We start from the raw sequence: 22,037 nt of genomic DNA, 5'->3' as shown, positions 1-22,037 counted from the left end.
GAAAGAGATCATCCGCTGCCTCAAACGCCTCATCGCCCGCGAGATCTACTACACCATCACCACTAGACATCCATAGGAGCATCCCGAGCCTGCAACGCGACAGGAAGACCCACCCCGCGGCACACCGCTAGGGCGGGGGAGTCGGGTTTATTCGGGGTAGCGCTTGTTGCTTGCAGAGGTCAGTTCTGGCAGCGGATGACGAAACCTGAGGCGTAGCAGCCCCCGCCCTTGTACTCGTTGAATCGATCAACCGGACCCTGCCCCACCCACCCGCCCGGCATGACCGGCGCGTAGGCGAACTCTGAGCCGTCGAGCCGGTCGAGTTGCCAACTGCCCTGGAGGCTGGCGGGGATTCCGCCTGCGACGTTGAAGCTCAGCTGTGGCTCGGGTATCCAGTCGACGTTCGCCTGGATGGGTGGGTCCGTCATCTCGGCGACTGCCGCCGAGGCGCCGGCGAAGACCCCGGCCGTCACGGCCGACGTCGCAAGGACGCTCGCTGCCGATCGAACCAAAAAGCCCCGATCGCGGGATCGCATCGTGAGAACGCTCATAGGCGATGAACATAAGCCCGGGGGAGTGGCCCTCGACCTGAGCAATTTCTACCCAGATCGCCCAGAGGAGACGACATCGCTAGCATGGCGGCATGAGTGAGCATCGGGTGGTGGCGCCGGCTGTGGGGGCGGGGGAGAAGGTCAAGGGGCCCGCCTCGTACTTTCCCAGTATCGAGAAGACGTATGGGCGGCCCGTGCAGGAGTGGCTCGATCTGGTGGCCGAGCGGCTCGACACCGAGCGGCACATGGATGTCGTGGCCTGGCTGAAGACCGAGCACGGCCTGGGGCACGGGCATGCGAATGCGCTCGTGGCCTACGCGAAGGCGAACCTGCCCGGCTGAGAGGTCGATCGCGGAGGTCGATGGTCGATCCTTGCGGAAGGACGCGCGGGGGTGATCGATGGACGCGGTGGAATGGGAAGCCCTCGTCCGGGGCGTGCTCCCCGGGCCTGAGTGGGCCTTTCGCGGCTCGCTGTGCTACTCGCTGCCGGCCGGCCGGGTGCTGTTCGGCGTGCGCAGGGAGGCGACCAGCGACCCGGAGATCATCCGCATCGCCAGGGTGTCCAGCCCGCTGTTCGTGCCGACCGATCGTATCGATCGCGGGATGCTCGTCACGGGGGCGACGGGCGAGGACCTCTCGCTCGTCAGTGACGACGTGCGAGCGATCGTGCGATCTGTCGTCACGATCGGGTACGACGAGCGCGAGGAGCTCGAGACGCTGATCAGCGAGGGTCTCGACACCCGCAGTCTGGAGCGCGCGGAGATCGCGGGCTACGCCCTCCTTCTGACGGGTGACACGCCGTCGGCGCTCCGCATCCTCCAGCGAGTGGGAGAACGTGCCGCCGATGACGCGGGACCGGTCGAACTGGCGCTCTGGAAGCGCGTCGGCGCGATCTGCGACCTGCTCCGGGTCGGTGGTTTCGCTGCTGCGAGGGAGCAGCTCGAGCGCTGGACGGACGCGTCGGTGCACGAGCTCGGCCTCGTGCGCGTGCACGGCGTCGCGGGACGGGCGGGGCTGCCGACGGTGGGGTCGCGACGCGGGCTCGGATCCGTGTGGCCTAATCGAAGTTCTCGGTGAGGTGCTGGAGGGTGCGGGCGTTCCGCACGGCGTGGCCGGCGCCGTCGTTGTTGAAGTAGACGAGCACGTCGTGGCCGGATGACTGCCACTCGCGGCAGCGGTCGGCCCACCACGCGAGGTCGGCGTCGGAGTACGAGCCCGCGTAGAGGTGCTCGTGGTCGGGGCCGTGCATCCGCACGTAGACGGTCGGCGCGGTCGCGCGCAGGATGCAGGGCTGGCCTGCTCCGCTCATGACGCAGTAGGCGGCGCCGTGCCGTTCGAGCAGTGCGAACACCTCGTCGACGTGCCAGGAGTCGTGGCGGAACTCGACCGCCACCTGCAGCCACTCGGGCAGGGCGCCGAGGAAGTGGTCGAGGCGAGCGTCGTCGCGCGCGAGATCCGGAGGCAGCTGCACGAGGAACATGCCGCGCCGGTCGCCCAGTTCGTGCAGTGAGCTCCGGATGCGTTCCACCCAGGCTTCGGGCTCGCGCAGGCGCTTGGCGTGGGTGAGGCCGCGCGGTGCCTTGACCGCCATCGTGAACCCCTCGGGCAGACTCTCGCGCCACGCGGCGAAGGCGCGATCGCCCGGCCAGCGGTAGAAGCTGCCGTTCAGCTCGACGGTGGGGAACTCCTGCACGTAGCGCTCGAGCCGGTGCTGCCGGTCGTGCGGCGTGCGGTAGAGCACGTCGTTCCAGTGCGGGTAGCTCCAGCCCGAGGTGCCGATCCGGATGCTCATGGCGTCGACGCTACGCCTGCTCCCGGTAGAGCGCTGCAGCGCCCGAACCGGCTCGCGTCGGTGCGTTCTGCTGCGTCTGACGCCTCCGAGCGGGTGGTGGCTTAGCGTGGAGTTGCACTGACCTGACCGTTGTCGAGGACCGTGTCGAGCCCGCGACGGAAGGAACCTCAATGAGCATGGAAAGCGCGGCCTGGAGCTCGCTGTACAAGATCTCGAGCGCCAAGGACGGCAAGCACGGGATCTCCCGTGAGTCCGTGCGGCGGATCATGACGTTCGCGGTGCCGTACCGGGTCAAGCTGCTGATCTTCATCGCGCTCTCCGTCGTGGGCGCTTTCCTCGCGGTCGCGACGCCGGTGCTCGCCGGCCAGGTGGTCAACGTCATCGTCGCGCGGGGCGCGGTCGACACGATCGTGTGGCTCTCCGTCGTCATCGCCCTCGTGGCGGTGGCCGACGCCGCCGTGTCACTCGTCACGCGCTGGTTCTCGGCGCGAATAGGTGAAGGCGTGATCCTGGATCTGCGCACCGCCGTCTTCAACCACGTGCAGAAGATGCCGATCGCGTTCTTCACCCGCACCCGAACGGGCGCCCTCGTGAGCCGCCTCAACAACGATGTGATCGGCGCTCAGCAGGCATTCAGCGGCACACTGTCCGGCGTGGTCACGAACCTCGTGGCTCTGATCCTCACACTCGCCGTCATGCTCAGCACCTCCTGGCTCGTGACGGTTCTCGCCGTGATCATGCTCCCCATCTTCCTGATACCCGCACGCCGCATGGGCAGCCGCCTGGCAGCGTTGCGCCGCGAGGCCGCCGACCACAACTCCGCCATGAGCACGCAGATGACCGAGCGTTTCTCGGCTCCCGGGGCCACCCTCGTCAAACTGTTCGGCCGGCCCGACGAAGAGGCCGAAGAATTCCGCGTTCGCGCCGCCCGCGTCCGCGACATCGGGGTCCGCTCAGCGACGCTGCAATTCGTCTTCGTCACCGCACTGACGCTCGTCTCCGCTCTCGCCCTTGCGCTCGTGTACGGGCTCGGCGGCTTCCTCGCACTCGCCGGCCAGCTCGACACCGGAGACGTGGTGACGCTTGCGCTCCTCCTCACGCGCCTCTACGTGCCACTGACCGGCCTCGCCAACGCACGCGTCGAGATCATGAGCGCTGTGGTGAGCTTCGAGCGCGTCTTCGAGATCCTCGATCTCGAACCGCTCATCAGGGAGAAGCCCGACGCCGCCTCCGTGCCCGAGGGCCCCGTTTCTGTCGAGTTCGACGACGTGCGCTTCGCCTACCCGTCCGCCGACAAGGTGTCCCTCGCCTCCCTCGAGGAGGTCTCCACGCTCGACACCCGCGGCGGCGAGGAGGTGCTGCACGGCCTCTCCTTCAGGATCGAGCCGGGGCAGACCGTTGCCCTCGTCGGCACGTCCGGTGCCGGCAAGTCCACGATCGCTCAGCTGCTCTCACGTCTCTACGACGTCGACAGCGGCGCCGTGCGCCTCGCGGGGACGGACGTCCGCGACGTCACCTTCGCCTCCATGCGGCACACCCTGGGCATGGTGACGCAGGACGGCCACCTGTTCCACGAGACGATCCTCTCCAACCTGCGCCTCGCGAGGCCCGAGGCATCCGACGACGAGGTGTGGGACGCCGTCCGCCGTGCACGGCTCGAGCCGCTCATCCGGTCCCTGCCGGACCAACTGGACACCATGGTGGGAGAGCGTGGCTACCGGTTGTCCGGCGGTGAGCGCCAGCGGATGACCATCGCGAGACTCCTGCTCGCCCAGCCGCGCGTCGTCGTTCTCGACGAGGCGACAGCGGCGCTGGACTCGACGTCGGAGGCCGCCGTGCAGGCGGCGCTCAGTGAGGCGCTCGAAGGACGAACGGCGCTGGTCATCGCACACCGCCTCTCCACCATCCGCAACGCGGACGTGATCCTCGTGGTCGAGGACGGTTCGATCGTGGAGCGCGGTACGCACGAGGAACTGCTGGCGGTGGGTGGGCGGTACGAGGAATTGCACCGCACCCAGTTCGCGGTGCAGAAGAACGTCGCGGCCGACGAGCAAGCGCTGAGCGGGCGCTAGCCGCCGAGCTGGGTACCAAGGAGCACCTGCGCCTGCGTGCAGAAGTCGGAGCAGATCTCGGCGTCGGTGGAGCAGGGAGAGGCTGACGAACATCGCCGCCGATACGCTGCGGGTTGCCTGTCTTCGGAATCCCGCGAACCAGCGCTGACACATGCACAGCAGTGAGACGACTTTGTGAGACAACGAGCGGCACCGAGACTGTGGGGCAGAAGAGTTGTCGACCGAGCGCTGCTCCGGTGTCTCGGAGATCTTCAGTTTTTCAAGACGCTGCCTATGTTGCAGACAGGGGACCCGTGCGGGCATATAAAGCGGGCGGGGTAAATGGGCATTTCCCCACCGATGCCGCCGCAGAAGCGCGGAATGTGATTGCGGCGCTCGGTAGTCGACCGTCTAACGGGCGCAGGCCGAGCCAGACAGTCGCCAACTGTCCGATCTCGCCAACACGCATGCAAGAAGATTCTCGCGGTCGTCGTGGGTCAAGGCCCTCGCTCGTGAGCGCAGCGGGATCGTCATGGCGCTACCCGTGATCGTGCTGTTCATCCTCGCCCAGCGCAGATTCATCAAGGAATACGCTTCAGGTGGCGTGGCGAACTAACGCTCCCTGCTATACCTGCGCTCCTCTCCCTAACTGGGTGTTAGTCACCTGGGGGCTCGTCATCAGTGTCGTCTTGTCTTGTCGCGAGGCCCTAACAGTTGGTGCAGTGAGTTGCAACTAATCTTCGCTTGTTGATTAACTAGTACCGGACACGTAACCTCAAGGCAGCCCGACACCGCGAATGATGCGTCGCATATTTAGGGGGATCACGATTTGCCGGTTCCAAATAGAGGGCGCTCAAGGCGCCTCACGAAGTACGCAGTGGGGGTCACTCTAACTACGATCACGCTCGCTACCTTCTCTGCGCCTGTTGCATCTGCTGAAGAAGCGCCGACGATCGGGATCGGCTACTTCGGGTCAGACACATATGTGGACGTTTTCAGCAACATGCTCGATTACAACGGCCCCGATAAGACTTCCCAGTTCTTCGCGAGCGCGCTCTCGGCTGATGAAGCAGTTCAGGAGGGGCTTGATCTTCCGGGGCTGGATTCCCTGTCAACCGATGAACTGGGCGAAGTGCTCTCTGCCAGTGCGGACGCGGCCAGCTCACAGAGCGACATCGACCTTAGCTCGGTCTCCGAGAACGTCGCTGACGTGCTTACCGAGCCGATCGAACCAGCTACCAGAACGATGATTAGTGACGAGCCCGCGTCCGAAGCGACGCGCGGCATGGCGGCAGCGGCAGCAGCACCACTCCGTTTAGGTAACGCTTGGGCAGATGGATTTGCATGGAAGTACGCTGACCGATACTCCTTCCGGCACTGCGACTTCTGGCTTGTCAATTGCGGCCCCATCTCCAAGATCGACTTTTCGCTCATCACCGACCCAGGCGAAGTCCGAACCACCACGCAGCTGAATTTCGTTAGACAAGGTGACGATCTCGGAAAAGTCACGATCGAATCAACGATCTACTCGGGTGGGCGCGCCCTCTCTGGCACGGCGCTAGAAACGTGGTCGACCCCCGGCTATGGCACCCAGTACAACTACCACACCTCAACGTTGGGCTATACCTTCGAGGCAGAATACAAACTCAGATTCGCCAAGCCTTACGGGTCCGCCGCCTGGGATGCGGTCTTCCGAACAGGTGTTTCGGCACCGTGTTCAGAGACTCCGCCGGAGGCTTACAAGTGTAAGTTTACGCCTCAGTTCAACCCGTACTAATGGCGAGCGGAACCTTTGGCGGAACGCCAGACCAACCTCCGAACAGGCATCTTGATATCGCCAGCAACGGGACTCTTCATGAGCGCATACTGCTTTCGTGGAGGGGAGATCTCACGCCTGATGTACTCGAGATCTTGGCGAATGACATCAGCCCGGACGTGATCGGCCACCTGGCACTGAATGAGTGCCTAAGTGAAGAGCAGATATGGGAGATTGCCGAGCGCCATCCCGAACACCGGGCGAGGTATGCTCAGAACACGAATGCGCCTGCTTCGCTCAAGTCTGAGTGCCCCATATTCGACCTAACTGAACGATCCCTCTCAAAGTTCTTGCAGGACCGTCGAGCTAGCAATGACGAGATACGCCGAGTGAAGCAGATTAGAAACCAATCGCAACCCCCGGGTCCGCGTTTGGGGGAAGTGTGGGCGCAGGTGCGCAAAGCCCCACGTATGTAGCTACGGCGTCACCAATGCAGCAGATATGCATGAAGCTCCTCGACGGATCGCGTCTGCCGATCGTGTACACGAGGAGCAGGTCAGCACGCGACGACGGCGAACTACACCCCGGCGAATACGTCCTGTTCCGACAAGCCGGCGCCGAGGCCGCACCCGTCTACAGCCCTCCACTGGTCGCTACAGGCCCCCGCGAACACGCCACCGGACAGGTCATCCTCAACGATGACGGGCAGATCGTGAAATACGTCGTCGCCGAGGGCGACCGCGGCGATGAGATTGGACTCCGGCTCGGTACCAGCGCGAAACAGATTCACCATGACGCCGGGGAGTTCGAAGGACAGAACATCCTCAACTGGGGGCAGATCTATCCCGGAGACGTGTTGCGATTCGAAGCTCTTCCATGACCAACTCATCGAACGATGCCGCTCACCGCCGCGCTGTCGCAGCCCAGGAGATGCGTTCGTATCGTTCGGGGCGTCTTTGGGCTCTGACCATCGTCGGCGTCATCGTACTCCCGGCGCTCTTCGCAACCTATGGCACTTTCACCTCGTTCTTCTCCATTTGGAGCCCACCAACTGCTGCACAGACCACACAAGGAACGGTCATCATGCTCGTCGGTTGTGCGGTGCAGGTAGCGGCTGCCATCGTTGTCTTCACAGGGGCTGCCAAGCATGGGATGTTGGCGCAAGCTGTCGTGACCGCCCTGTGGCTGGCGGTATCCGTGTGTGCAGTGATTGCGTTCTTTTCGAACGCTGCGCTCGTCTAGATTCCTTGCACGTAAGCCGATCGGCTTACGTGCGCGACTCCCTAGGCCTTATTGGGTTTAGAGGGGATTATCCGATCTCAATAAACCCGATCTGGCGATGCGATTCACGCGGAGAAGGCGAAAGGCTCGATCCTGAGCCGGATGTCTCGGAAATCTTTAGTTTTTCAAGACGCTGCCAATGTTGCGGATAGGGGACACGTGCGGGCAAACAAAGCGGGCGGGGTAGACGGGCATCCCGGCAACGCCGCGGGCGGGATCACTGCATCTCGCTGGCACTGCCTGCTGGTGGACCGTCTTGCGGGCGCGGAGCGGCAAGCGCTTCGCTGGAAACAATCATTTCGGCGTGCCGCCGAAATATCGGGGGCACACTACTGCGTGTAGTGATCCTGCCCGTGGCGACGAGCTCTTAGGCTGACGAATCGAGCAATCGCGAAGACTGAACCTGCCAGGAAGAACGCTGCGAAGAGAAACAGGCCGCCGGCGTTGTTACCTTGATTTGCACCCACAACTCCAAGCACTGTCAAGGTAATAGTGAGTCCGACGGATACAACACCTCCTACCGCGCAGAGGATGATCTGGAACGTTCGATCGTGCTCAGGGTTCGACGACACTTACTCACTCTTCCATAGTCGCGACATTGGCGTCTTACTAGCCAAGGCCCTCATTGACGGCTTGTTCGACTGCCGCGGAGATGACCTCCGCTAGGAGGGTGCAGAATCCGAAGGACACTGCCAGTCCTATTCCGCCTGTTGGAGCAGACACCGCTGCCATACATAGAGCTTCCACCGCTATGCCGGCTGCGAAGCTAATAAGGTCTCCTCCTGAAAGCACCTCGAGCACGTCTCCACCTGCCAGCACGACTTCTGCAATTGTGACAATGGTTGAGATTGCGTCGAGCCCGGAGGGATCAGCCTTGTTGATGGGATCGCCCGCGGCGTAGAGGTAGGGGTTTGCTTCTTGACCGCTGGGGTCCATCTGGGTGAAGCGTCCGAGGCTGGTGTCGTAGTAGCGGGCTCCGAGCTTATACAGGCCGGTTGATGTGTCGCGTAGGCCGCTGATGTAGCGGAGTTTGTTGTTGACGATGGCAGCATTGGTGGAAGTACTGCGAGCTTCGCCGTAGGGCGAGTAGCTATACCCTCCCTGGTAGGTGCCGGTGGAGCTGAGGATTCCGATGGTGGAGCCGAGGTGGTCTTTGACGTAGTAGTTCGACCCGGCGGTCTTGTAACTAATTGCTTCGCCGCTGCTGCTGCGGGAGAACTTGTACTGGGTGGTTCCTTCGACGATCTTCACTAGGCCGAGGGGAGAGCTGGTGTAGCTCGAAGTCGGGGAGCCGACAGGGCCGGATTCCATTCTGTGGGTGTTTCCTTGGCCGGCATAGCGTTGCGCGTAAGGCCCGATGGAGGATGCTTGCAGCCTGTCTCCGAAGGAACTGGTCGCGTCAGTGATTCCGTTGCGGGTCTGGTTGCCAGCGGCGTCGTAAGCCCAGGAGGTGTCGTCGTCCGTGGTGCTACTGATCTGGTTCGCAGCGTTGTAAGTGAAGCCGATCGTGCCCGCGACGGCGCCTGTGCTTCCCGAACGGGTCTGCGTGGTGCGATTGCCGGTGTTGTCGTATCCGTACTGCCACTTAGCTGTGACGCTGGTCCCGCTCTTTTCCTCGGCCTGCGTGAGTCGATTGCGGGTGTCGTAGGTGTAGGCGGTCACGGCGCCGGCGGTGATGCCCTGCTCTTTGGTGCTGGTACGGGTCTGCACGTTGGTGCGGTCGGTGGTGCCCTGGGTGTAGCTGTATCCGACATCGACGACGCTGGCCCCGGCCCCGGTCTTGGCTTCGATGCGGGTGGGGCGGGTGGATGCGTCTCGGGTGGTGGCGATCGTTGCGCCGCCGGGGGTGGTGCGCTTCGTCTCGCTGCCGTTGCCGTCGTACTCGAACTTGACACATCCCGAGTTCGCGGCCGGCGTGCTCGAGCTGCAGGTGCCGCCCGGCTCCTTTAGGGAGGTGAGCTGGTTCGCGACGTCGTAGCTGTAGGTGGTCGTGCCGTCGCCGTTGGCGTATGTCAGCATGTTGCCGACCGCGTCGTAGGTGAAGGAGTGGGAGACGTTCGTCGGGTCGAGCTCCCGGATGACGCGGCCTTGCCTGTCGTAGCTGAACTCGTCGAGGTAGTCGCCGTCTTCGGTCGCCGAGAGCAGACCATTCAAGTAGTACGAGTTGGCCACGAGGTTGCCAGTGTCGTAGGTGGTGGTGCGAAGACGGTCTCGGATGTCGTAGGCGTAAGTGGTGGTGGCACCGTTGCCGTCAGTGACGGAGGTGATGCGGCTGAGCGTGTCGTAGGTGGATGTGGTGGCGCCGAGGGGGGCCGGAGGGGTGACTGTGATGACGTTGCCCCGGGAATCGTAGGCGTAGGACGTGGTGTTGCCGTTGCCATCCGTGCTCGAGCAGATCTGCCCGGCAAAGCCGCCGCAAACGCTGCGGTTAGGCAGCTCGTACGTCATCTGCTGCTCCACGACCCCAGTGCTGCCGGTGGTGTCCGTGACGGTGGTGGGGTTGCCAGCTGGGTCGTATTGGAAGTCCTTTTTGTTGCCGGATGCGTCGATCGAGCACTTCACCTGGAAGGCATCACCGGTGTTGCCGTTGGGGCAGTTCGTGCCGAGCGCGTAGATCGCGGATGAGGCTGCTCCGGTGGGGAGCTGAGCGGAGGTGGGGTTGTTGTCGCCGTCGTAGCTGTACGTGGTTACGTTGCCGGCGGTCGTTCCCGATCCCAAAGCGTCGGTGCTTGTCGCGATATCGCTGTTGGCCGTCCACGTGGTCGCTCGAACACGATTGAGGGCGTCGGTGGTTTGAGTGACACGCCCCTCGGTGTCGTAGTCAAAGCCGGCCGTGTGACTGTTCGGGTCCGTGACCGCGGTGTGCCCTGCTGTGTACGTGAAGGAGGTTGTGATGGTGGACGGGGTGGATCCGCTAGTTCCTGCTTGTTCGGTAACGGAGGTCACGCGGTGGGCGTTGTCGTATCCGAATGAGATCGTGTGAGTGCTTGCTGGTGCGCCGGGTACGGTCATCGACGAGACGCGGCCCACGGTGTCGTACGTGATCGTCGTCACCGTGCCGTCGGCCTTCGTGACCTTGGTCAGCTGGGTGCCGGTCTGCTCGTACTTGGTGACGCGTCCGAATCCGTTTACCTCGCGGATCATGCGGTCGGCGCCGTTGGTGTAAGAGAAGATCTCAAAGCTGCGCCCCGCTGCGTCGGCAACCTGAATGGTGTCTCCACCACCGACATAGGCCAGACCGATTCCATTGCGGTCGTGATCAGAAATCATGTGTCCGTTACCGCTGAAGGTGATCTGCTCACCTGTCTTGTTGAACCGAAGCACGTACCCGGGGGCGGTCGCTGCGGCGGGCAGCAGTTTGGTCAAGGTGGCGTTCAGACCTGGGACCGGCGTGTACGCCGACCCTGTCCATGCGAACGTCTTCTCTAGGCCGGTGGGTCCATGGAAGGTCGCTGACGTGGGCGTGAATGTCAGACCCACGTCGGTGCTCGACAGCGATGACGACCAGCCGCCGCCGAATGCTCCCTGATGATTCGTAAGACCGTTGTAGAAACGCTCCGAGTGCAACGAAATGCCAGGGCCAGCAATCTCGCCGTCGTTGCTTTGGATGACGAGGTTCCCGTTCGCGACGTTCACCTTCACTGACGTGTCGTCACTGACCTCGAAGTCCTGGAACGAGTAGTAGGACATAGCCCCCAGCCCGGGCGCGCCGGCAACAACGCCGGCCGGTGCACGATTCGCCGTTCCTTCCTCGCCGTCGGCAGGGAACGCCCGAAGCTCTGTGGGTTCCCACGGCTGCTCAAGGATCTGGGCGCCCGTCTGCAAGGCTTCTTCGTCAACCGGGGTAGGCTCCTCCGGTGTCCACACGGCGGCCTGCGCGTCCGCCGTGACCACTCCGATGTCCCTCACCGCGGGTGGTTCGATTTCGGTCGCGGACGCCGGCGTCGCGCCCACTGATGCGATACCCACCGCTACACAAATAGTCAGAATGAACGCGGCAGGACGTCGCACGATTTCCCCCTAGAAATGTGGGGCCACCCCTGTCGCCCTCGTTCTCAAGGTAGGGATCACCCGGCCTCTCGCGGAATCCCCCTCGGCGGGCCGACCCGTGAACATCAGATGTAGAGCAGAAAGACTCGCGGCAGGCCACGGCCGCGCTGGACTCCTTGGCTGACTTGTTTCCGGGCACTCGACGTGATGCGAACTCTGCAACCCACAGGAGCGGGTCAGCCTCTCCCGAGCCCAATCGTCATCACTGCCGTCAATCTCTTCCCCTCTCAGGGCGCCACAGAACTTCCGCAGTCGGTGGAGACTCAGCGCTCCGATGGTCACGATCGACAGGGGCGAGAGGGAATCGACATGGTGGAAGTCTTCCAGGTCGAAAGACGCAGGGCTCGCTATAGCGGTACTGACATAACGCTCAGTATCGGCGACCCAAGTTGCCCGCTTGGCGGGTTGGGGTAGGCCCTGCATGGGTCGTCCTGTGGCTCGGAACGCCCCAAACCCGCCGCGCCCTGGAACTCAGTCCTTCACGCTAACGGACGAGCAGCACGCCACCCCTCCGAACCGGGTGGCGTGGGGTGGGTTTTCGGGGCGAGTTGTTGGCTCGGGCCTGGCGTGCGTCCGCGAAGCGGATGCGGGAGACAACTCGCCCCGAAAATCCACCCCAGGCCGCCCACCCCGCGGCGACGGCAGCAGTACCTACCGGGCCTGGCCCGCCCACATCTGCGCGCGGCGCACCGGGGTCGATGTTGACGGACTCGGTGGCCGAGTACTCGTCGAGGGTCTGCACCGCCGTCTTCCGGGTAGCTCCAGCCCGAGGTGCCGATCCGCATGCCCATGGCGTCAGATCGGTGCGGGCGTGCTCTGCCAGAAGATCACGAGCACGACGATGGACAGGATCGCGCCGACGGCGCCGAGCATGAGCGCGGCGATCGAGACACCGAACCCGGGCTTCTGCCCCGAGGGCGTGCGCTTGAGGAACGAGTGCCGGAGGCCGATCCCGCCGAAGACCAGCGCCACGACCGACGGCGCCAGGAACGGGTTCCAGAAGATCGCGACCACGCCCCCGATCAGCCCGACGAGCGCGAACGGATACCGCAGGTTCGGCTCGCTCTCGGGCTCAGGTGCCTTCAGGGGGCCGTAGCCCCCGTTGCTCGTGTAGCCCCCGGTCGTCATGCCCCGATTCTAGAGGCGGGCCGGATGTGGGCACAGGGGGGCGAAGCGGGTCACGGCGCCACCTAGCGCAGCAGCACCCGCACCTGCTCGCGGATGTCGGCGCAGATCTCGGCGTCGGTGGAGCGGAGGTGCAGCGGGGAGGCGAGGCTGACGAACATGGCCGCCGAGATGGTGCGGGCGAGGAGGACGGCGTCGCCCGCAGGCAGGCTGCCGTCCCGCAGCAGGACGTCGACGACGGCGTCGTCGGCCTGCTGGATGAGCTCGAGGCCGGCGCGGTGGTGCGGCTCCTCCGGGTCGCCGAAGACGAGCTCGCGGAGGTAGGTGCGGCCGTTGTCGACCTGGCGGCGGTTGCACTCGACGATGGGCTCGACGATCGCGAGGATCGCATCGAGCGGCTCGGGGCAGGCTGCGGCCGCCGCGACGCCCTCCTCGATCGCCTCCGCGTAGTGCGTGTTCTGCACGAGCAGCAGCAGCTCCGACTTGCTGCGGGCGTAGAGGAAAAGGGTTCCCGTGCCGATGTCGGCCGCATCGGCGATCTGCTGCGTCGTGACCTCGTCGACCCCGCGGCGGCTGAACAGCTCGGTGGCCGCCGCGGTGATGCGGTCGAGCTTCTGCTGCTTGTTGCGCTCGCGGCGGCCGAGCGGCGCGGCGGGGGAGGAGTCGGTGAGGGGCATCAGACGACCAGGATACAGCAGTACCACTCAGCACTCATTTGCGAGGGCGCTCAAAAATGAGTACGCTCAGACAAACCCACCGATCAGAACGGATGCAACACATGAGGGCCTTCAGGATCGACAGCTACCGAGGCGAGCTGAGGGAAGCCGATGTGCCCGAGCCCGCCGTGGGAGCACGTGACGTGCTCGTGCGGGTGCAGGCCGCCGGCATCAACCACCTCGACCAGAAGCTCGCACAGGGCGAGTTCAAGGCGATGCTCCGCTACGACCTGCCGCTCACCCTCGGGCGCGACGTCGCCGGCACCGTCGAAGCCGTCGGCCCCGCCGTCACCCGATTCGCTGTCGGCGACGAGGTCTTCGCCCGCCCCGCCGATTTCCGCATCGGCACCTTCGCCGAGCGCATCGCCCTCTCCGAATCGGACGTCGCACGGAAACCCGTCGGGCTCAGCATGGTCGAGGCGGCGTCACTGCCTCTCGTCGCCCTCACCGCGTGGCAGGCGCTCGTGGAGCGGGCAGGCGTCACGCCCGGGCAGCGGGTGCTCATCCACGGCGGCGCCGGCGGCTTCGGCTCGATCGCCATCCAGCTCGCCAAGCACCTCGGGGCGCACGTCGCCACCACGGCCAGCGGCTCGAACGCGGAGTGGCTGCGCGAGCTCGGCGCCGACGAGGTCATCGACTACCGCTCGCAGGCGTTCGAGGAGCTGCTGAGCGGCTACGACCTCGTGATCGACGGCGTCGGCGGCGACAACCTCACGAAGTCGCTCCACGTGCTCCGGCGAGGCGGCGCAGCGATCAGCATCGCCGGCCCGCCCGATCCGGAATTCGCCCGCGCGCTCGGGCTGAACCCCGGCCTCCGCCTCGCCATCCGGGGCCTCAGCGCCTCGGTGCGCCGGCAGGCGAAGCGACTCGGCGTCGACTACTCCTTCCTCTTCATGCGGGCGGATGGCCGGCAGCTCGCCGAGATCGCCGCGCTCGTGGAGGCGGGAGTGCTGCATCCCGTGGTCGGCCGGGTGTTCCCGTTCGCCGAGACACCCGCCGCTCTGACGGCACTCGAGCGCGGCGGGCTCCGCGGCAAGATCGTCGTCTCACTCGCGGACTGACGCGCCGCCCCCCCGATCCCCACACCCACCCCAAGGAGCCCTCATGTCCGTCCCCGTCCCCACCCCCGCACTCGCCGGCGCCGTCGTGCTCGTCACCGGCGCCAACGGCGGCATCGGATCGGCGTTCGTCGCCGAGGCCCTCGCCCGCGGTGCCGTCAAGGTCTACGCGACCGCCCGCACTCCCCGCACCTGGGACGACGAGCGCATCGTGCCGCTGGCCCTCGACATCCTCGATCCGGCGTCGGTCGCAGCGGCCGTCGCTGCGGCACCGGATGTCACGGTGCTCATCAACAACGCCGGCATGCTGCCGCCGACCGCGAGCTTCCTCGAGCTCTCGGCCGACGACCTGCGGGCCACCATGGAGACCAACTTCGTGGCCCCCGTGCTGCTCGCGACCGCGTTCGCACCCGTGCTCACGTCGCATCCGATGTCGGTGCTCGTCGACATGCACTCCGTGGCCAGCTGGTACGCCTTCGGCGGCGTCTACAGCGCCTCGAAGGCCGCGCTCTGGTCGGCCACGAACTCGCTGCGGCTCGAGCTCGCACCGAAGGGCACGCACGTGGTGGGCGTGCACGTCGGCTACGTCGACACCGCGATGGCTGCGGGGGTCGAGGGCCCGAAGCTCAGCCCGGCCGACCTGGTGCGGCAGGTCTTCGACACGGTCGAGGCCGGCGGCTACGAGGTCATCGCCGACGAGTTCACGGCCTCCGTGAGGGCCGCGCTCGCCGCGCCCGTCGAGGCGCTCTACCCCGAGCTGAGGGCCTGAGGTCACGGACTCCGTGGTTCGAGCACGTACAGCCGGACGTCGTCGAGCGTGATCTCACGCAGCGAGCCCTCGTGCTCGGCGAGGAAAGCCTGCACCTCGTCCGACAGCGGGAACCGCACGGAGTCCTTCACGGCCACCGCGACGATGTCGGAGCCGGCGCCGGCGTCGGTGGCGGTGGTCGTGTGCCGGCCATCGAAATAGGGGATGTACTCCCACTGCGCCAGACCCCCCACGAAGATGCTGCCCTCTGTCGCATCGAGGCGCTCGAGTTCGGGGATCACCAGGGCGACACCCGACGGGCGCTCGTGACTGATGGCCACCGTGGTCCACACCCCTGCTGCGACCGCGCCGATGAGCATGATCGCAGCGACCGCAGCTTTCACGACCTGCACGCGACGCGACCCGGTGCGCGACAGCAGCACCGAGAGGCCGACGCCGGCGAGAGCGCACAGGAACCACACCCAGGAGTAGTAGTAGTGGGTGAGCGCGATCGAGGACACGACGACGTAGAAGAACAGAAGGAGCGCGACGCCCCCGGCGAGATACACCGTGAGCCCCACCGGGCGTCGCCAGAACGCCGTCACCGCGCCGAGCACCAGGACGAGTGTCGCGACGACACCCATGCCGTCGACGGTGAGGACCAGATTCGCCCACCACGGCGGGTGCTGGTAGACGACGCCCGCGATGACGACCGAATGGCCTGCGGCGGCGTGGTCCGACTGCATCTCCAGCATGTAGGTGAGGGCGGACCGGATGCCCATGGGGGCGTAGAGCGCCACGCACGCCACCGCGAACACGACCAGGAAGACCGCGCCGCCGATCAGGGTGTCCTTGACGCGCTTGGCGAGGAGGGGGAGGAGGAGCAGGGCGGGCAGCAGGATCGCGGTCGAGACCTTGGAGGTCACGGAGAGCGCCATCGCGACAGCGGAGACGACGAGCCAGAACCAGGACCGCTTCCTGAACCACATCCAGGCCGCCGCGAAGGCCGCGATCGAGAAGAACACCATGATCGGTTCCAGGACGGCGAAGCGGTCCAGCCTGACGCCGCTGCTGACCCCGTGGGGAAGGATCATCCAGCTCCCGGCGGCGAACAGCGCGCCCGGCCAGGCGATCTCGGTGCGCAGCCAGAGGTACAGGATCGCCCCGCCCAGGATCACGACGACCCCCACGGCCACACGACCGGCGAGCTCGCCCTCGCCGAGGAGCAGCTGCGCGAGTCCGAGCAGATACTTCGCCGTCGGCGGATGCTCGCGATTCGACGAGAAGTCGCCGTGCACGTAGGCCCAGCCGGCGGAGAGGTAGATCGGCTCGTCGGCGTTCAGATTGGCGGCACCCAGGTTCGCGAAGGCCTGGACGAGCCCCCACGCGAACACGAGGGCCACGAGCACGATCTCGGCGGTGCGAGCGCGGAACCGGGACGGCTGAGGTGCGCTCATGTGCCCCATCTTAAGGTCGCCGGAGAGCGGGCGACCCGAGGGCGCTCTCAGTGGGTCTGGGCCGCCCACATCTGCGCCCGGGGCGCACCGAGGTCGATGTTCACGGACTTGGTGGCCGAGTACTCATCCAGGGTCTGCTCGGCGGTCTCGCGGCCGAAGCCGCTGTCGCCGACGCCGCCCATGGGCATCCCGGCCGGCAGGTCGAACCACTTGTTGACCCACACCATCCCCGCCTTGAGCGACCCCGCGATGGTGTGGGCGCGCGCGAGATCCTTGGTCCATACGCCGGCCGCGAGCCCGTACCGGGTGCTGTTGGCGCGCTGCACGGCGTCGGAGTAGTCGCTGAACCGCTCCGCCACCGTCACGGGGCCGAACACCTCGTTGCGGGCGATCCGCGAGCTGCCGTCGTCGTCGGCGATCATGACGGGCGCCTGGAAGAAGCCCGGCCCCGAGGGTGCCGCCCCGCTCGTGAGGAACCCGACGCCGTCTTCCCGCGCCGTGGCCAGGTGCTCCTGCACGAGCGAGAGCTGGCGTGACGAGACGAGCGGCCCGAGCTCGGTGGCGGGATCCGTGGCGTCGCCGAGCCGGATGGAGTCGGCCACCCGCACGAACTCGTGCACGAAGTCGTCGTAGATCCGGTCGTGCAGCAGCAGTCGCGACGAGGCGATGCAGGCCTCGCCGTTGGCCATGTAGATCCCGGTGAGCGCGTCGTGCACCGCGCGGTCGAGATCCGCGTCCTCCGCCACGATCATGGCGCCCTTGCCGCCGAGCTCCATGAGCGCCGGCGTGAGTGCGAGGGCCGCGTTGCCGAGGATGAGGCGCGCCGTGGCCGGGCCCCCGGTGAAGGTGATCTTCGCCACGTCGAGGTGCGACGAGAGCGCCGCCCCGACGGCCCCGTGCCCGCAGACCACGTTGACGACACCGGGCTCGAGCAGGTCCTCGATGAGCTTCAGGAACTCCAGCACGCTCGCGCTCGCGTACTCCGAGGGCTTCACCACCGCCGTGTTGCCGGCGGCCAGGATGGGCGCGAGCTTGTTGGCGAGCGTGATGAGCGGGGAGTTCCAGGGCAGGATGACGGCGATCACGCCGAGCGGCTCCCGCACCGTGTAGACGAGCGAGTGCGGATCGGAGACGGGCACGTGGTCGCCGTGATGGGCGCGGATGACACCCGCGAAGAACCGGAAGATGGCCGAGACCGTGGGGATGTCGCCCGCGAACGCCTCGCGGATGGGCCGGCCGTTCTCCGTGGCGAGCAAGGGCGCGAAGGCGGCGCCGTGCTGCTCGAAGCGGTCGGCGATGGCCAGCAGCACGAGCTGACGCTGCTCGGCCGAGGTGCGCGACCAGGCCGGGAAGGCCGCCTGGGCGGCGCGCACGGCGTCGTCGACGTCGGCGGGAGTGCTCTCGGGGAGCACCGCCCAGGCCTCGCCGACACTCGGGTCGATGGCGTCGAAACCGCCCGCCGCAGGCCGCCAGCGGCCCCCGATGAGGTTCTCGTAGTCGCCGTCGGCGCGGAAGGAATCGCGCCCGGAGGCGGGGGCGACGGGGGAGTCGATCATCGTGTGCAGCTCCTGTTCGGGGTGCCCGGTGACGCAGGCGACGTGCTCGTCGCGGCAGTTTGTCATGACTTCGCGTCGATCGTCAAGAAAAGCGAATGAAGGGGCCACGCCGTACTGTGGCCCCATGGCATCGATCGTGAGCAGGCTACTCGACGGCCGGGTGCGGATGCGCCACTTCGTGCTCGTGCAGGCCGTGGCCGAGCACGGCACCCTGAGCGGGGCCGCCGCCGAGCTCGGCGTGACCCAGCCCTACGTCACCCGCAGCCTGCAGGAGCTCGAGGCCGCGATCGGCACGGTGCTCTTCGATCGCGGACCCCGCGGCGTGATGCCGACACCCCAGGGCCAGATCTTCGTGGAGTACGCCGCCGCCGTGCTCAACACGATGCGCCAGGCGGGCGAGCGGCTCGACGACTTCGCCCTCGGCGCCTCGACCGGCCTCGTGCGGGTGGGGGTCAACCTCGCGACCGTGCACATGCTGCTGCCCGAGGCGATCCTGCGCTTCAAGGAGACCGCCTCGTGGGTGACCATCTCGCTCGTGGAGGAGTACCAGAACGCCCTCCGCGCCATGCTCAGCCGCAACGAGCTCGACATGCTCGTCGGCCGCATCCCCACCGAGCGCTCGAGCGAGAACCAGTACCTGCGTCTCTACGAGGATCCGCTCGTGCTGGCGGTGCGCAACGAGCATCCGATGCTCGGCCGCGACATCGGGGTGCCCGACCTGATGGACCTGCCGTGGATCGTGCCCGGGTACTCCTCGGTCTTCCGCAGCGAGATCGACGGACTCTTCCTCGTGCACGGCCTCAGCCAGCCGCGGAACCTGATCGAGAGCTCGACCATCACGGCCACCCGGCCGATCCTCCGCCGCATCGACGCCGTCGCGGTGCTGCCGCGCTCGCTCGTGCTCGCCGACCCGGCGCTCGCACTGCTCTCGGTGACGGTCGACACCGTTCCGCGGGAGATCGGGATCACGATCCGGGCCGGTGCCGTGGAGGATCCGGTGCTGACCGACTTCATCGCCTGCGTCGTCACGGTGGCGCGTGAACTCAGCGAACAGCCGGAGATGTCATCAGATCGAAACCCCGCCGGGGCTGCGGAAACATCCTCGAAACAATCTTGACATAGCGCCGAGCCGAGCTATGCCTAATCTGCATAGTGTTCCCGTTTACGCATTAGTCACCTCCCGGATCGGGCGTAAAGATTGCGTGTCATGAAGCACTTGCGCTCTGGCGACACCGGCACCGACTTCCAGCTCGGCCTGTTCAGCGCGAACTCCCCAGGCGGGCTCGCGATGACCAAGGCGCCCGAGCGCTGGTCGGGCTCGTGGGACGACAACCGCTCGCTCGCGGTGATGGCCGACGAGGCGGGAATCGACTTCCTGCTCCCCATCGCCCGTTTCATCGGCTACGGCGGCGAGACCGACTTCCACGGCGAGATCCTCGACCCGCTCTCCTGGCAGGCCGGCCTCCTGGCCGCCACGGAGCGGATCGGCGTCTTCGCCACGGTGCACACGGCCTTCAACCACCCCGTGATCACGGCGAAGACCCTCGCCACCAACTCCCAGATCGGCCACGGCCGCGCCGGCATCAACATCGTGGCCGGCTGGAACCAGCCCGAGTACGAGGTGTTCGGCGTCGACCTCCCGAGCGAGCACGACGCCCGCTACGCCCTCGCCCAGGAGTGGTGGGACATCGTGCGCACCGTGCTCACCGCCGAGGAGCCCTTCGACTGGAACGGCGAGCACTACTCGCTGAAGCACGTCATCGGCAAGCCGAAGTCGTTCGGCGGCCTGCCGCCGGTGCTGAACGCCGGCTCGTCGACCCAGGGGCGGGAGTTCGCCGCCCGCAACGCCGACTACGTCTTCACCGTGGTGGGTGCTCCGGAGGACGGCGCGCCGATCGTGCAGTCGGTCACGGCGGATGCCAGGGCCCGCGGCCGCGACACCGGCGCGATCACCCTCACCCACGTGGTCTGCCGCCCCACCGACGCCGAGGCCGAGGAGTTCCTGCACTACTACGCCGACGAGCAGGCCGACTGGGAGGGCATCGACAACGCCATGCGCCTGCAGGGCCTGCACGCGAAGACCTTCACCCCCGAGATGCTCGGCTCGTTCCGCAGCCGCTTCGCCGCGGGCTACGGCAGTGCGCCGCTGGTCGGCAGCCCGGACACCATCGCCGCCCTCATCCAGCGCTACGCCGACGCCGGGTTCGCCGGCATCACGCTGAGCTTCATGAACTACCTCGACGAGCTGCCCTTCTTCGTCGAGGAGGTGCTGCCCCGGCTGGAGAGCCGCGGCATCCGGGGAGAGCGACGATGAGCACGGGCACGGGCACGGGCACGGGCACGGGCACGGGCACGATCACGGTCCGCTACGGCTACGCCACGACCCCGCTCGGCCAGCTGCACTACGCCGAGGCGGGCGAGGGCCCCGCTCTGCTCCTCCTGCACCAGACCCCGCGCTCGCTCGACGAGTACGCCGAGCTGCTGCCGCTCCTGGCCGCCGGGCACCGCGCCATCGCGATGGACATGTACGGCTTCGGCCAGAGCGCCAAGCCCGAGGGCCCGCAGAGCATCGAGCAGTTCGCCGCGGGTGCCCTCGCCCTGGCCGACGCCCTCGGTCTTGAGCGCTTCACCGTGATGGGCCACCACACCGGTGCCGTCGTGGCCGTCGAGCTGGCGGCCGCGGCCCCGGATCGCGTGGAGGCCGTCGTGCTCTCCTCTCCCGCCTACACGGATGCCGCCTACCGCGCGGCCCACGCGAACGGCCCCGGCGTCGACGAGGCCGAGACGGCCGACGACGGCTCGCACCTCACCACGCTGTGGTCCCTCCGCGCTCCTTATTACCCGGGTGCACGGCCCGACCTCCTCGACCGCTTCATCCGTGACGCCCTCGCCCCCGGGGTCGTGCCCGCCGAGGGCCACCTCGCCTGCGCGCGCTACGCGATGGAGGAGAGGATCGGCCTCGTCACCGCGCCCGTGCTCGTGCTCGGTGCCTCCGAGGATCCGTTCGCCCTGCCCGACGTGGCGAGGACCGCCGACGCCCTCGTGCACGCCGCCGCCGTGGAGACGGCCGTGATCGAGGGCGGCACCATCCCCCTGCTGGAGCACAAGAGCGCCGAGGTCGCCGCCGTGGTCCTGCCGTTCCTCGCGAGGAGCCGATCGTGAGCGCGCCCGAGCCGGCCCTCATCCGGGTCGAGAACCTCGTCAAGCGCTTCCCCGGCGTCGTGGCCCTCGACGACGTGAGCCTCGAGATCCGCGCCGGCGAGGTGCTCGCGCTGACCGGCGAGAACGGATCGGGCAAGTCGACCCTCTCGAAGATCGTCGGCGGCCTCTACCAGCCGGATGGCGGGCGCATCCTCGTCGACGGCGTCGAGCGCCGACTCGCCAACCCGCACGCGGCCCTCGAGCACGGCATCGTGCTGATCAGCCAGGAGCTCACCCTCGCCCCCACCCTCACGGTGGCCGAGAACGTGCTGCTCGGCCGCCTTCCCCGCCGTGGCGGCGCCGTCGACTGGCCCGAGACCCGACGCCGGGCGGCCGAGGTGCTCGCCGAGCTGGGGGTGCACATCGACGTGGAGCGCCGGGTCGACTCGCTGAGCGTGGAGCTGCAGCAGGAGGTCGAGATCGCCCGCGCCATCTCCACCCGTGCGCGCCTGCTCATCCTCGACGAGGCCACGAGCTCGCTCTCGGAGGGCGCCACGCTCCGGCTGCTCGACATCGTGGCCGGGCTCTCCGCCCGTGGTGTCGCCGTGCTCATGATCACGCACCGCATGCCCGAGATCTACGCGAGCTGCTCGCGGGCCGTCGTGCTGCGCGACGGCGCTCTCGCGGGCGAGGCGCCGCTTCCGGCCACCGCCGAGCACGAGCTCGTGCGCATGATGGTGGGCAGTGAACTGCTC

At 66.7% G+C, this 22,037-nt stretch carries 19 protein-coding genes; 12 read left to right on the top strand and 7 right to left on the bottom strand.

Annotated elements, in window-relative coordinates; translation table 11 throughout:
* Positions 1–179 precede the first annotated feature (179 nt).
* Positions 180–551, bottom strand: a complete 372-nt coding sequence (locus Q0D57_RS00555; RefSeq protein ID WP_291036602.1) for a hypothetical protein — start codon at positions 549–551, stop codon at positions 180–182.
* 92 nt (positions 552–643) lie between these two features.
* Here Q0D57_RS00555 and Q0D57_RS00550 point away from each other — a divergent pair, with 92 nt between their 5' ends.
* On the top strand, positions 644–892 hold the full coding sequence (locus Q0D57_RS00550) for a DUF4287 domain-containing protein (protein WP_291036600.1): 249 nt from the start codon (positions 644–646) through the stop codon (positions 890–892).
* A gap of 67 nt (positions 893–959) precedes the next feature.
* Positions 960–1,628, top strand: coding sequence for a hypothetical protein (locus Q0D57_RS00545; RefSeq protein WP_291036598.1), 669 nt, complete (start codon positions 960–962; stop codon positions 1,626–1,628).
* Here the strand turns inward: Q0D57_RS00545 and Q0D57_RS00540 are convergent.
* The gene (locus Q0D57_RS00540) at positions 1,609–2,343 is read right to left on the bottom strand and encodes a DUF72 domain-containing protein (protein ID WP_291036596.1); all 735 of its coding nucleotides are present in this window, start codon (positions 2,341–2,343) and stop codon (positions 1,609–1,611) included. The two genes, Q0D57_RS00545 and Q0D57_RS00540, sit on opposite strands and share 20 nt — an antisense overlap.
* Positions 2,344–2,513: 170 nt before the next feature.
* Between Q0D57_RS00540 and Q0D57_RS00535 the strand changes: the two genes are divergently transcribed.
* The 4 genes from Q0D57_RS00535 to Q0D57_RS00520 all read left to right on the top strand — a co-directional run bounded on the left by Q0D57_RS00535 (position 2,514) and on the right by Q0D57_RS00520 (position 7,392).
* Positions 2,514–4,415, top strand: coding sequence for an ABC transporter ATP-binding protein (locus tag Q0D57_RS00535; RefSeq protein ID WP_291036594.1), 1,902 nt, complete (start codon positions 2,514–2,516; stop codon positions 4,413–4,415).
* An 856-nt stretch (positions 4,416–5,271) separates the two neighbouring features.
* Positions 5,272–6,171: a hypothetical protein gene (locus Q0D57_RS00530; RefSeq protein WP_291036592.1), complete on the top strand. Its 900-nt coding sequence runs from the start codon at positions 5,272–5,274 to the stop codon at positions 6,169–6,171.
* Between the two features lie 484 nt (positions 6,172–6,655).
* Positions 6,656–7,030, top strand: a complete 375-nt coding sequence (locus Q0D57_RS00525; RefSeq protein WP_291036590.1) for a hypothetical protein — start codon at positions 6,656–6,658, stop codon at positions 7,028–7,030.
* On the top strand, positions 7,027–7,392 hold the full coding sequence (locus tag Q0D57_RS00520) for a hypothetical protein (protein ID WP_291036588.1): 366 nt from the start codon (positions 7,027–7,029) through the stop codon (positions 7,390–7,392). Before Q0D57_RS00525 ends, Q0D57_RS00520 begins: the two co-directional genes overlap by 4 nt.
* 648 nt (positions 7,393–8,040) lie before the next feature.
* Here the strand turns inward: Q0D57_RS00520 and Q0D57_RS00515 are convergent.
* The 3 genes from Q0D57_RS00515 to Q0D57_RS00505 all read right to left on the bottom strand — a co-directional run bounded on the left by Q0D57_RS00515 (position 8,041) and on the right by Q0D57_RS00505 (position 13,283).
* Positions 8,041–11,442, bottom strand: a complete 3,402-nt coding sequence (locus Q0D57_RS00515) for an RHS repeat-associated core domain-containing protein (protein WP_291036586.1) — start codon at positions 11,440–11,442, stop codon at positions 8,041–8,043.
* Positions 11,443–12,276: 834 nt separating this feature from the next.
* Positions 12,277–12,609: a hypothetical protein gene (locus Q0D57_RS00510; protein ID WP_291036584.1), complete on the bottom strand. Its 333-nt coding sequence runs from the start codon at positions 12,607–12,609 to the stop codon at positions 12,277–12,279.
* Between the two features lie 62 nt (positions 12,610–12,671).
* Positions 12,672–13,283 carry a TetR/AcrR family transcriptional regulator gene (locus tag Q0D57_RS00505; protein ID WP_291036582.1) on the bottom strand — a complete coding sequence of 204 codons (612 nt, stop codon included), beginning with the start codon at positions 13,281–13,283 and terminating at the stop codon, positions 12,672–12,674.
* A gap of 101 nt (positions 13,284–13,384) precedes the next feature.
* Between Q0D57_RS00505 and Q0D57_RS00500 the strand changes: the two genes are divergently transcribed.
* Together Q0D57_RS00500 and Q0D57_RS00495 are read left to right on the top strand one after the other, a co-directional pair.
* Positions 13,385–14,383 (top strand): NADP-dependent oxidoreductase, encoded by a 999-nt coding sequence (locus Q0D57_RS00500; RefSeq protein ID WP_291036580.1) that lies wholly within the window; start codon positions 13,385–13,387, stop codon positions 14,381–14,383.
* A 43-nt stretch (positions 14,384–14,426) separates the two neighbouring features.
* Complete coding sequence (locus Q0D57_RS00495; protein ID WP_291036578.1) at positions 14,427–15,149, top strand: SDR family oxidoreductase; 723 nt, start codon at positions 14,427–14,429, stop codon at positions 15,147–15,149.
* 2 nt (positions 15,150–15,151) lie between these two features.
* On the opposite strand, the gene Q0D57_RS00490 is transcribed toward Q0D57_RS00495, so the two are convergent.
* Together Q0D57_RS00490 and Q0D57_RS00485 are read right to left on the bottom strand one after the other, a co-directional pair.
* Positions 15,152–16,585: a glycosyltransferase family 39 protein gene (locus Q0D57_RS00490; RefSeq protein ID WP_291036576.1), complete on the bottom strand. Its 1,434-nt coding sequence runs from the start codon at positions 16,583–16,585 to the stop codon at positions 15,152–15,154.
* Between the two features lie 47 nt (positions 16,586–16,632).
* Positions 16,633–18,207 (bottom strand): aldehyde dehydrogenase family protein, encoded by a 1,575-nt coding sequence (locus tag Q0D57_RS00485; RefSeq protein ID WP_291036574.1) that lies wholly within the window; start codon positions 18,205–18,207, stop codon positions 16,633–16,635.
* Between the two features lie 58 nt (positions 18,208–18,265).
* On the opposite strand from Q0D57_RS00485, the gene Q0D57_RS00480 reads away from it, so the two are divergent.
* The 4 genes from Q0D57_RS00480 to Q0D57_RS00465 form a co-directional block, all read left to right on the top strand.
* Positions 18,266–19,258 carry a LysR substrate-binding domain-containing protein gene (locus Q0D57_RS00480; protein WP_291036572.1) on the top strand — a complete coding sequence of 331 codons (993 nt, stop codon included), beginning with the start codon at positions 18,266–18,268 and terminating at the stop codon, positions 19,256–19,258.
* A gap of 90 nt (positions 19,259–19,348) precedes the next feature.
* A complete protein-coding gene (locus Q0D57_RS00475) occupies positions 19,349–20,455 on the top strand; it encodes an LLM class flavin-dependent oxidoreductase (RefSeq protein ID WP_291036570.1) in 1,107 nt (368 codons plus the stop codon).
* The gene (locus tag Q0D57_RS00470; RefSeq protein WP_291036568.1) at positions 20,452–21,303 is read left to right on the top strand and encodes an alpha/beta hydrolase; all 852 of its coding nucleotides are present in this window, start codon (positions 20,452–20,454) and stop codon (positions 21,301–21,303) included. The genes Q0D57_RS00475 and Q0D57_RS00470 overlap by 4 nt, the downstream gene beginning before the upstream one ends.
* The coding region (locus tag Q0D57_RS00465) for an ATP-binding cassette domain-containing protein (RefSeq protein ID WP_291036566.1) at positions 21,300–22,037 on the top strand (738 nt) is incomplete at its 3' end. The genes Q0D57_RS00470 and Q0D57_RS00465, both read left to right, overlap by 4 nt.

The organism is Herbiconiux sp. (genome assembly GCF_023264895.1).
Classification (GTDB): Bacteria; Actinomycetota; Actinomycetes; order Actinomycetales; family Microbacteriaceae; genus Herbiconiux.
Note: the sequence above shows the minus strand (reverse complement) of the source record. Positions and strands in the feature narration are given on the sequence as shown.

What these genes read in the sequence shown, in the direction of transcription:
- Q0D57_RS00475 (WP_291036570.1), top strand. Translation starts at nt 19,349, where the DNA reads ATGAAGCACTTGCGCTCTGGCGACACCGGCACCGACTTCCAGCTCGGC.
- Q0D57_RS00510 (WP_291036584.1), bottom strand. Translation starts at nt 12,609, where the DNA reads ATGACGACCGGGGGCTACACGAGCAACGGGGGCTACGGCCCCCTGAAG.
- Q0D57_RS00485 (WP_291036574.1), bottom strand. Translation starts at nt 18,207, where the DNA reads ATGACAAACTGCCGCGACGAGCACGTCGCCTGCGTCACCGGGCACCCC.
- Q0D57_RS00480 (WP_291036572.1), top strand. Translation starts at nt 18,266, where the DNA reads ATGGCATCGATCGTGAGCAGGCTACTCGACGGCCGGGTGCGGATGCGC.
- Q0D57_RS00535 (WP_291036594.1), top strand. Translation starts at nt 2,514, where the DNA reads ATGAGCATGGAAAGCGCGGCCTGGAGCTCGCTGTACAAGATCTCGAGC.
- Q0D57_RS00520 (WP_291036588.1), top strand. Translation starts at nt 7,027, where the DNA reads ATGACCAACTCATCGAACGATGCCGCTCACCGCCGCGCTGTCGCAGCC.
- Q0D57_RS00505 (WP_291036582.1), bottom strand. Translation starts at nt 13,283, where the DNA reads ATGCCCCTCACCGACTCCTCCCCCGCCGCGCCGCTCGGCCGCCGCGAG.
- Q0D57_RS00525 (WP_291036590.1), top strand. Translation starts at nt 6,656, where the DNA reads ATGAAGCTCCTCGACGGATCGCGTCTGCCGATCGTGTACACGAGGAGC.
- Q0D57_RS00500 (WP_291036580.1), top strand. Translation starts at nt 13,385, where the DNA reads ATGAGGGCCTTCAGGATCGACAGCTACCGAGGCGAGCTGAGGGAAGCC.
- Q0D57_RS00490 (WP_291036576.1), bottom strand. Translation starts at nt 16,585, where the DNA reads ATGAGCGCACCTCAGCCGTCCCGGTTCCGCGCTCGCACCGCCGAGATC.
- Q0D57_RS00470 (WP_291036568.1), top strand. Translation starts at nt 20,452, where the DNA reads ATGAGCACGGGCACGGGCACGGGCACGGGCACGGGCACGGGCACGATC.
- Q0D57_RS00540 (WP_291036596.1), bottom strand. Translation starts at nt 2,343, where the DNA reads ATGAGCATCCGGATCGGCACCTCGGGCTGGAGCTACCCGCACTGGAAC.
- Q0D57_RS00550 (WP_291036600.1), top strand. Translation starts at nt 644, where the DNA reads ATGAGTGAGCATCGGGTGGTGGCGCCGGCTGTGGGGGCGGGGGAGAAG.
- Q0D57_RS00555 (WP_291036602.1), bottom strand. Translation starts at nt 551, where the DNA reads ATGAGCGTTCTCACGATGCGATCCCGCGATCGGGGCTTTTTGGTTCGA.
- Q0D57_RS00495 (WP_291036578.1), top strand. Translation starts at nt 14,427, where the DNA reads ATGTCCGTCCCCGTCCCCACCCCCGCACTCGCCGGCGCCGTCGTGCTC.